Source organism: Quadrisphaera sp. DVD1, assembly GCF_058932755.1.
On sequence record NZ_JBZYWI010000139.1, the window covers coordinates 1 to 7,919 of the forward strand.

General features: G+C 75.0%; 10 protein-coding genes. 5 read left to right on the forward strand and 5 right to left on the reverse strand.

Features of this window, described 5'->3' with window-relative positions; translation table 11 throughout:
• On the forward strand, positions 1–305 hold a 305-nt coding region (locus AC5FZL_RS13630; RefSeq protein ID WP_493619430.1), incomplete at its 5' end, for a MaoC family dehydratase.
• On the opposite strand, the gene AC5FZL_RS13635 is transcribed toward AC5FZL_RS13630, so the two are convergent.
• Positions 277–870 (reverse strand): dihydrofolate reductase family protein, encoded by a 594-nt coding sequence (locus AC5FZL_RS13635; protein WP_493619431.1) that lies wholly within the window; start codon positions 868–870, stop codon positions 277–279. The genes AC5FZL_RS13630 and AC5FZL_RS13635 overlap by 29 nt on opposite strands.
• A 50-nt stretch (positions 871–920) precedes the next feature.
• Positions 921–1,130, reverse strand: a complete 210-nt coding sequence (locus tag AC5FZL_RS13640; RefSeq protein ID WP_493619432.1) for a hypervirulence associated TUDOR domain-containing protein — start codon at positions 1,128–1,130, stop codon at positions 921–923.
• A 241-nt stretch (positions 1,131–1,371) separates the two neighbouring features.
• Here AC5FZL_RS13640 and fdhA point away from each other — a divergent pair, with 241 nt between their 5' ends.
• Positions 1,372–2,586 (forward strand): formaldehyde dehydrogenase, glutathione-independent, encoded by a 1,215-nt coding sequence (gene fdhA, locus AC5FZL_RS13645; protein ID WP_493619433.1) that lies wholly within the window; start codon positions 1,372–1,374, stop codon positions 2,584–2,586.
• Between the two features lie 116 nt (positions 2,587–2,702).
• Here fdhA and AC5FZL_RS13650 read toward each other — a convergent pair whose 3' ends face one another.
• Positions 2,703–3,677, reverse strand: coding sequence for an aldo/keto reductase (locus AC5FZL_RS13650; RefSeq protein WP_493619434.1), 975 nt, complete (start codon positions 3,675–3,677; stop codon positions 2,703–2,705).
• 66 nt (positions 3,678–3,743) lie between these two features.
• Entirely contained in the window at positions 3,744–4,769 is a 1,026-nt protein-coding gene (locus tag AC5FZL_RS13655) for an aldo/keto reductase (protein WP_493619435.1), read from the reverse strand.
• Between the two features lie 146 nt (positions 4,770–4,915).
• Here AC5FZL_RS13655 and AC5FZL_RS13660 point away from each other — a divergent pair, with 146 nt between their 5' ends.
• From AC5FZL_RS13660 to AC5FZL_RS13670, 3 genes are read left to right on the forward strand one after another with little or no spacing between them, the layout of a single operon-like run.
• Complete coding sequence (locus AC5FZL_RS13660) at positions 4,916–6,199, forward strand: MFS transporter (RefSeq protein ID WP_493619436.1); 1,284 nt, start codon at positions 4,916–4,918, stop codon at positions 6,197–6,199.
• A 34-nt stretch (positions 6,200–6,233) separates the two neighbouring features.
• Positions 6,234–7,085 (forward strand): DNA-formamidopyrimidine glycosylase family protein, encoded by an 852-nt coding sequence (locus AC5FZL_RS13665; protein ID WP_493619437.1) that lies wholly within the window; start codon positions 6,234–6,236, stop codon positions 7,083–7,085.
• Positions 7,086–7,121: 36 nt separating this feature from the next.
• Positions 7,122–7,634, forward strand: a complete 513-nt coding sequence (locus tag AC5FZL_RS13670) for a phosphoribosyltransferase (protein ID WP_493619438.1) — start codon at positions 7,122–7,124, stop codon at positions 7,632–7,634.
• Between the two features lie 18 nt (positions 7,635–7,652).
• Here the strand turns inward: AC5FZL_RS13670 and AC5FZL_RS13675 are convergent.
• Positions 7,653–7,919: SelB domain-containing protein (locus tag AC5FZL_RS13675; protein ID WP_493619439.1), on the reverse strand; the 267-nt coding region annotated here is incomplete at its 5' end.

A 7,919-nucleotide genomic window follows, 5' to 3' on the forward strand; every position in this document is an offset into this window, starting at 1 on the left:
GGGTGAGCGGCGACGTCAACCCGATCCACCTCCACCCGCTCACGGCCCGGGCCCTGGGCTTCCCGCGGGCGATCGCCCACGGCATGTGGACCCTCGCCCGGGCCGCGTCCGCCGTGGCGCCGCGGCTGCCCGCCGCGGTGGTGGCCGACGTGCGCTTCGCCCGGCCGGTGCTGCTGCCCTCGACCGTGGACCTGCTCGCCCACCCGGCGGGGGACGCGCCCGGCGGGTGGGACCTGGCCCTGCGCAGCGGCTCCGGCGAGGGCGCGCGGCTGCACCTCAGCGCGCGCCTGCGCCCCCTGGGGTGAGCCGGTAGACGAGCTGCACCATGCCGTTGTCGAACGGGCGCACGGACTCCAGGGCGAACGGGCGCTCCAGGCGGCCGCTGAAGAGCGGGACCCCGGCACCGAGCACCACGGGCACGACCGTCACCTCGAGCGTGTCGAGCAGCCCCGCGTCGGCCAGGGCCTGCGCCACCGGGCCGCCGCCGACCACCCACACGTCCCGGGCGCCGGCCGCGGGCAGGACCTCCTCGCGCAGGAGCTCCGGCGCGGGCCGCGCGCTGAGCCGGACGCCGTCCGGCACCGGCAGGTCGCGGTGGCTGAGCACCCACACGGGCACCCCGGGCGGGGCCCACGGCGCGCCCTCGCCGATGAGGAACTCGGCCGTGCGCGCGCCCATGACCCATGCGCCGACGTCGGCGGAGAACCGCTCGAAGTCGCCGTCGAGCGGCTCGCCCGCGGCCGGGTGGCCGGTGTAGCGGGTGAGCCAGTCGATCGACTGGTCGACCTCGGCGAGGTAGCCGTCGAGCGACTGCGCGGCGTAGTAGCGCACGCGGGGACGGGGCGCGTCGGGAGCGGGCTCGGTGTCCATGGGACGACGCTAGGAGCCGCCCCCGACGGTGCACCAGACCCGCGGGCGGCTCAGTCCTCGTGCAGCGCCGACGGCTTGTGCACGGCCTCCTTGCCGCTCTTGTCGCTCTTCACGAGGTACTGGGGGTCGTCCTCCGACGCGCGGACGGTGCGCCCGGCCGCCTCGGTGTCGGACGTGATCTCCTCCTCCACCTCTCCAGGGACCTTCGACCCGTGGGAGGACCAGGTCACGTGGTCGCCCTTGCGCAGCTCATCGGCCATGGCCGCGCCATGCCCCGCCGGCCGGCGTCCATGCCTGGTCCGTGCCCGGTCCGTGCCCGGTCCGTGCCCGGTCCGTGCCCGATCCGTGCCCCTTGTCCCACCGCCGGTGCGCGCCTACGGTCGGGAGGACCGGGACAGCGGCGTCACCGGTGACGCCGCGCCGGAGGGAGCGCACCCGGGCGCAGCGACGCGCCGCGGACGGAGCTCCCGGTCGCCCGCGGGGCGGGGAGGGGCGCGCACGATGTCCACCAACAAGGCGGTCGCCTACAACGGTCACGGGGTCGAGGTCATCGACATCGACTACCCGACGTTCGAGCTCAAGGACGGCCCGGGCGTCAACCCGGCGAACGTCGGGCGCCCGGTCAACCACGGGGTGATCCTCAAGTCCGTCTCCACGAACATCTGCGGCTCCGACCAGCACATGGTCCGCGGCCGGACCACCGCCCCCGAAGGGCTGGTGCTGGGCCACGAGATCACCGGCGAGGTGGTCGAGGTCGGGCGCGACGTGGAGGTCATCAAGGAGGGCGACCTCGTCTCGGTGCCCTTCAACATCGCCTGCGGCCGCTGTCGCAACTGCAAGGAGCGCAAGACGGGCATCTGCCTCAACGTCAACCCCGACCGCCCGGGCTCGGCGTACGGGTACGTCGACATGGGCGGCTGGGTCGGCGGCCAGGCCGAGTACGTCCTCGTGCCCTACGCCGACTGGAACCTGCTCCGGTTCCCGGACAAGGACCAGGCGATGGAGAAGATCCTCGACCTGACGATGCTCTCGGACATCTTCCCGACGGGCTTCCACGGCGCGGTCACTGCCGGGGTCGGCGTCGGCTCGACCGTGTACATCGCCGGGGCCGGCCCGGTGGGGCTGGCGGCCGCCGTCGGGGCCCAGCTGCTCGGGGCGGCGGTCGTCATCGTCGGGGACCTCAACGAGGAGCGCCTGGCGCAGGCGCGCAGCTTCGGCTGCGAGACGGTCGACGTCTCCAAGGGCGACCCGAAGGACCAGGTCGAGCAGCTCCTCGGCGTGCCCGAGGTCGACTGCGGCGTCGACGCGGTGGGCTTCGAGGCCCGCGGCCACGGCGCCGACTCCGCCAAGGAGGCCCCGGCGACGGTGCTCAACTCCCTCATGGGGCTGACCGCGGCCGGCGGGGCGCTGGGCATCCCGGGCCTGTACGTCACCGGTGACCCGGGCGCGGCCGACGAGGCCTCCCGGCGGGGCGCGCTCTCCCTCGACCTCGGCACCGGCTGGGCGAAGTCGCTGTCGTTCACCACGGGCCAGTGCCCGGTGATGAAGTACAACCGGCAGCTGATGATGGCGATCCTGCACGACAGGGTGCAGATCGCGAAGGCGGTCAACGCGACGCCGATCTCCCTCGACGACGCGCCCCGCGGCTACGCGGAGTTCGACGCCGGAGCGGCGAAGAAGTACGTCCTCGACCCGCACGGGATGATCAAGCGCTGACCCTGCGTCCACGTGGCCGCTCGCGCGCGGTGGGCGGATCTGTGCCCACCGCGCGCGAGCACGGGGCGTCCCTGCACCCACCAGACGGGTGCAGGGACGCCCCGCGCTCAGCGGGGTCAGCGGTGCACGGCCGACATGTCGGGGTAGCGGTCGCCGGCCGTGGAGCCGGCCGGGGCCGCCTCGTCGATCCGCGCGAGGTCCTCGGCGGTCAGCTCCACGTCCAGGGCCCCGACGTTCTCCTCCAGCCGCGCGACCTTGCGGGTGCCCGGGATCGGGACGACGTCCGGGCCCTGCGCGAGCACCCAGGCCAGGGCGAGCTGGCTCGGCGTCACGCCCTTCGCGTCGGCGATCTGGCGCACCCGGTCGACCAGCTCGAGGTTCTTCGTGAAGTTCTCGCCCTGGAAGCGCGGGTTGTGGCGGCGGAAGTCGTCCGGCGCGAAGTCGTCGGGCGTGCGGATGGCGCCGGTGAGGAAGCCCCGCCCCAGCGGGGAGTAGGGCACGAACCCGATCCCGAGGTCGCGCACGGTGTCCAGGACGCCGTTCTCCTCCACGTCCCGGGTCCACAGCGACCACTCGGTCTGCACCGCGGTGACGGGGTGGACGGCGTTCGCGCGCCGGATGGTCTCCGGTGCGGCCTCGGAGATGCCCAGGAAGCGCACCTTGCCCTCCTGGACGAGCTCGCTCATCGCGCCCCAGGTCTCCTCGACGGGGACGTCGGGGTCGACGCGGTGCTGGTAGTAGAGGTCGATGTGCTCGACGCCCAGGCGCTCCAGGGAGGCGTCGGCGGCGGCGTGCACGTACTCGGGGCGGCCGTTGACGTTGCGGGAGCCGTCGGGGTGGCGCTCGTTCCCGAACTTCGTCGCGAGCACGACCTCCTCGCGCCGGTCGCCGATGGCCTTCCCGACCAGCTGCTCGTTGGTGAAGGGGCCGTACATGTCGGCGGTGTCGAGGAGCGTGACGCCGAGGTCGAGGGCGCGGTGGATCGTGGCGGTGGACTCGGCGTCGTCGCCGGCGCCGTAGAACTCGCTCATGCCCATGCACCCCAGTCCCATGGCGGGGACGAGGAGCTCGCGGAGCTGTCGGGTCTGCACGGAGGGGTCTCCTGGGAAGTCGAGAGGGGAGGTCGAGAGGGGAGTCGTCGGGGGAGGGGTCGGAGCTCAGCGCCGGCGCCGGGAGGCGTCGGTGAGGACGGCGGGCGCGTACCCGGCGTCCACGGAGGAGAGGGTCGTGCCGGGCGGGACGATCTCGTCGATGCGGTCGAGGACGTCGGCGGACAGCCGCACGTCGGCGGCGCCCAGCTGGCTCTCCAGCTGCTCCATCGTGCGCGGCCCGATGATCGGCGAGGTGACCGCCGGGTGGGCGAGGGTGAAGGCGATGGCCAGGTGCACCATCGACAGGCCCGCCTCGTCGGCCAGCGCCACGAGGGCCTCGACGGCGTCGAGCTTGGCCTGGTTCTCCGGCGTGGACAGGTCGTAGCGGGCCGGGAGGCGCTGGGCGCGGCTGGACTGCGGGGCGTCCTGGCCCTTGCGGAAGCGGCCGGTCAGCCAGCCCCCGGCCAGCGGGCTCCAGGGGAGCACGCCCATCCCGAACTGCTGGGCGACGGGGAGCACGTCGCGCTCGATGCCGCGGACGAGGATCGAGTACGGCGGCTGCTCGGTGACGAACCGCTCCCGGCCGCGCTCCTTGGCCACCCACTGCGCCTCGACCACCTCGTGGGCGGGGAAGGTGGAGGAGCCGACGTAGAGGACCTTGCCGGCGCGCACGAGGTCGGTGAGCGCGCCGAGGGTCTCGTCGATCTCGACCGTGGGGTCGGGGCGGTGGATCTGGTAGAGGTCGATGTGGTCGGTCTGCAGGCGGCGCAGGCTGTTCTCCACCTCCTGGACGATCCAGCGGCGGGAGTTGCCCTGGCGGAGCGGGCCCTCGCCCATCCGCCCGTGCGCCTTGGTGGCGAGCACCACCTCCTCGCGGCGGCCGCCCGCCAGCGCCTTGCCGACGATCTCCTCCGACTCGCCGCCGGAGTAGACGTCCGCGGTGTCGACGAAGTTGATCCCGGCGTCCAGCGCCGCGTGGATGATCCGGATCGAGTCGTCGTGGTCGGGGTTGCCCCACTGGCCGAACATCATCGTGCCGAGGCAGAGCTGGCTGACCTGCACACCGGTGCGGCCGAGCGTCGTGTGGTCCATGGCCCTCACGCTGCTCCTGAGGCGGGCGCGCCGCACCTGGAAGGCCGCACCGGGACGCCGGTGCGCGCTCGCGGCGCTGCGCCGTGTGACCATGGAGGTGGACAGCGCCGTCCTTCCCAGACCGCTGTCCAGCCCCCGGAGGCCCCGTGCCCAAGGCCCTCATCGCCCTCGCCGTGGGCGCCTTCGCGCTCGGCACCACCGAGTTCCTCATGATGGGGCTGCTGCCCCAGGTGGCGGAGGACGTCGGCGTCTCGATCCCGCGCGCGGGGCTGATCATCTCCGCGTACGCGCTCGGCGTCGTGGTCGGCGCCCCCACGCTCACCGCGCTGTCGGTGCGCTACCCGCGCAAGCACGTCCTCGTCGGCGTGATGGGCCTGTTCGCCGTCGGGCACCTCGCCATCGCGCTCGCCCCCGGCTACGAGGCCCTGCTCGTGGCCCGGTTCGTCACGGCGCTGGCGCACGGCTCGTTCTTCGGCGTCGGCGCCGTCGTCGCCAGCTCGGTCGCCGGCCCCGCCAGGGCCGCCCGCGCCATCGCGCTGATGTTCACCGGCCTCACCGTCGCCAACATCGTCGGCGTCCCGCTGGGCACCGCCGTGGGCCAGGTCGTGGGCTGGCGCGTCGCCTTCGGGTCCGTGGCGGTCCTCGGCGTCCTCACGGCGGCCGCCCTGCTGGCCTGGGTGCCGCTGGAGCGCGAGCGGACGACGAGCCTGCGCGCGGAGCTGGGCGCCTTCAAGCGCCCCCAGGTGCTGCTGGCCCTGGCCACGACGACGATCGGCTGCGGCGCGATGTTCGCCGTCTACAGCTACGTCGCGCCGATCCTCACCGACGTGTCGGGCTTCTCCTCCGGCGCCGTCGTGTGGGTCCTCGTCGGGTACGGCGTCGGGACCACGATCGGCACCCTGCTCGGCGGGTCGCTCGGCGACCGCTTCCCCATGGCCACCGTCATGGGCAGCCTCGCCGCGGTGTCCGCGGTGCTGGGGATCTTCCTCGTCACCTCGGGCTCGAAGGTCGGCGCCGCCCTGACGCTGTTCGCGTTCGGGATCGTCGCGTTCATGATGTCCTCCCCGCTGCAGAACCGGGTGATCGCCGCCTCCGGCGGCGCGGCCCTGCTCGTCTCCGCCGCCAACCAGGGCGCCTTCAACACCGCCAACGCCCTCGGCGCCTGGCTGGGGGCGCGGGTGCTCGAGGACGGGTACGGCTACCGGGCGACGATGGTCGTCGGGATCGTCATCGCCCTCGCCGGTCTGGTGCTGGCCGGGATCTCCGTCCTCCTGGAGCGCACCGGCGTCGCCCCCCTCGTGCGCCCCGACGAGCGGTCTGGTGAGCGCACGGACGGCGACGAGGTCCTGGTCCTCCCCGAGGGCGCCGTCCTCCCCGAGGGCGCCGGCCTGCCCGACGGCGCGGCCGTGCCGGTGGCCGCCGCGCGCTGAGGCGCCGCGCCGGGCCGCCTGGCAGGCTGGGGGAGTGCCGGAGGGGGACAGCGTCGCCCGCGTCGCGCGCACGCTCGACGCCGCCCTCACCGGCCGCCTGCTCGCCCGCGGACGCCTCCAGGTGCCCGCCCACGCCACCGCCGACCTCGCGGGCTGGACCGTCGCCGGCACCGCCACCCACGGCAAGCACCTGCTCACCCGGCTGCTGCCGCCGGCCGGGCCCGACGGCGCGGGGCACGAGCCGCTGACCCTGCACACCCACCTGCGCATGGACGGCAGCTGGACCGTGCTCGGCCCGGGCAAGCACCTGCCCCGGCACCTGGCCCCCGACGTGCGGGTGCTCCTCACCACCGCCGACGGCCCGGCGCCCGGGCGCACGGCGGTGGCGCTGCGGATGCCGGTGGTCGAGCTGCTGCCCACCGCGCGCGAGGCCGACGTCGTCGGCCACCTCGGCCCGGACCTGCTCGACCCGGCCTTCGACGCCGCCGAGGCCGTGCGCCGCCTCGGCGCTGACCCCGCCCGCCCGCTGGCCGCGGCCCTGCTCGACCAGCGGGCGGTGGCCGGCCTGGGCAACCTGTGGGCCAACGAGCTCTGCTTCCTCCTCGGGCGCAGCCCCTGGACGCCGGTCGGCGAGGTCGACCTGCCCGCGGCGGTGGCCCTCGCGCGGCGGGCGCTGCGCTTCTCGGCGTCCAGCCCCGGCGGGCACCAGGTGACCACCGGCGACACCCGCCGCGGTCACCAGCACTGGGTGAACGGGCGCGCCGGCGAGCCCTGCCGGCGCTGCGGCACGACGATCCAGGTGGTCGCCGAGGTGCCGGGCGACCCCGAGCGCCGCCGGACCTGGTGGTGCCCGCACTGCCAGCCCGGCCCCGGCCCCGACCGCTGACCGGCCGACGCGCCCGCCCCGCCCTACGATCGCGCGATGGACGAGCCGCAGGACGCCGCTGCCCGCGAGGTGCTCACCTGGGAGGGCTTCGGGACGGCGGCGCGCGCCCTGGCCGAGCAGGTGGCCGCCGACGGCTTCGAGCCCGAGATCGTCCTGGCGATCGCCCGCGGCGGCCTCCTGCCGGGGGGCGCGGTGGCCTACGCCCTCGGCGCGAAGAACGTCGTGACGATGAACGTGGAGTTCTACACCGGCGTCGACCAGCGGCTCGAGGTGCCGGTGGTGCTGCCGCCGGTGCTCTCGACGATGGACATCGCCGGCGCGCGGGTGCTCGTCGTCGACGACGTGGCCGACACCGGGAAGACCCTGGAGCTCGTGCTCGACTTCTGCGCCGGGCACGTCGAGGAGGTCCGCTCCGCGGTCATCTACGAGAAGCCCCGCTCGGTGGTGCGCTGCGACTACGTGTGGAAGCGCACGCAGGCCTGGATCGACTTCCCGTGGTCCTCCGCCCCGCCGGTGGTCCGGCGCGCCGGCGAGGTCCTCGACGCCTGAGGCTCGGGGGCCGGGGGCTCAGCGCAGCAGCTCGCGCCGCGCGTCGGGCAGCCGGCGGGTCAGCCCGCGGCGGTCCAGCAGCTCCAGCAGCGGCACCGCCACCCGCCGCGAGGTGCCCCACGCCTGCCGGGCCTCGCTGAGGGTGAACGGCTGCGGCAGCGAGGCCAGGGGCTCAGCGGCGGTGGCCAGCGCGGCCGGGGCCAGCACGACGCCCTCGGCCACGCGGACCAGCGCCCCGGCCCGCACGGCAGCGGCGAGCTCGCGGCTGCCCAGCCCGAGCTCGCG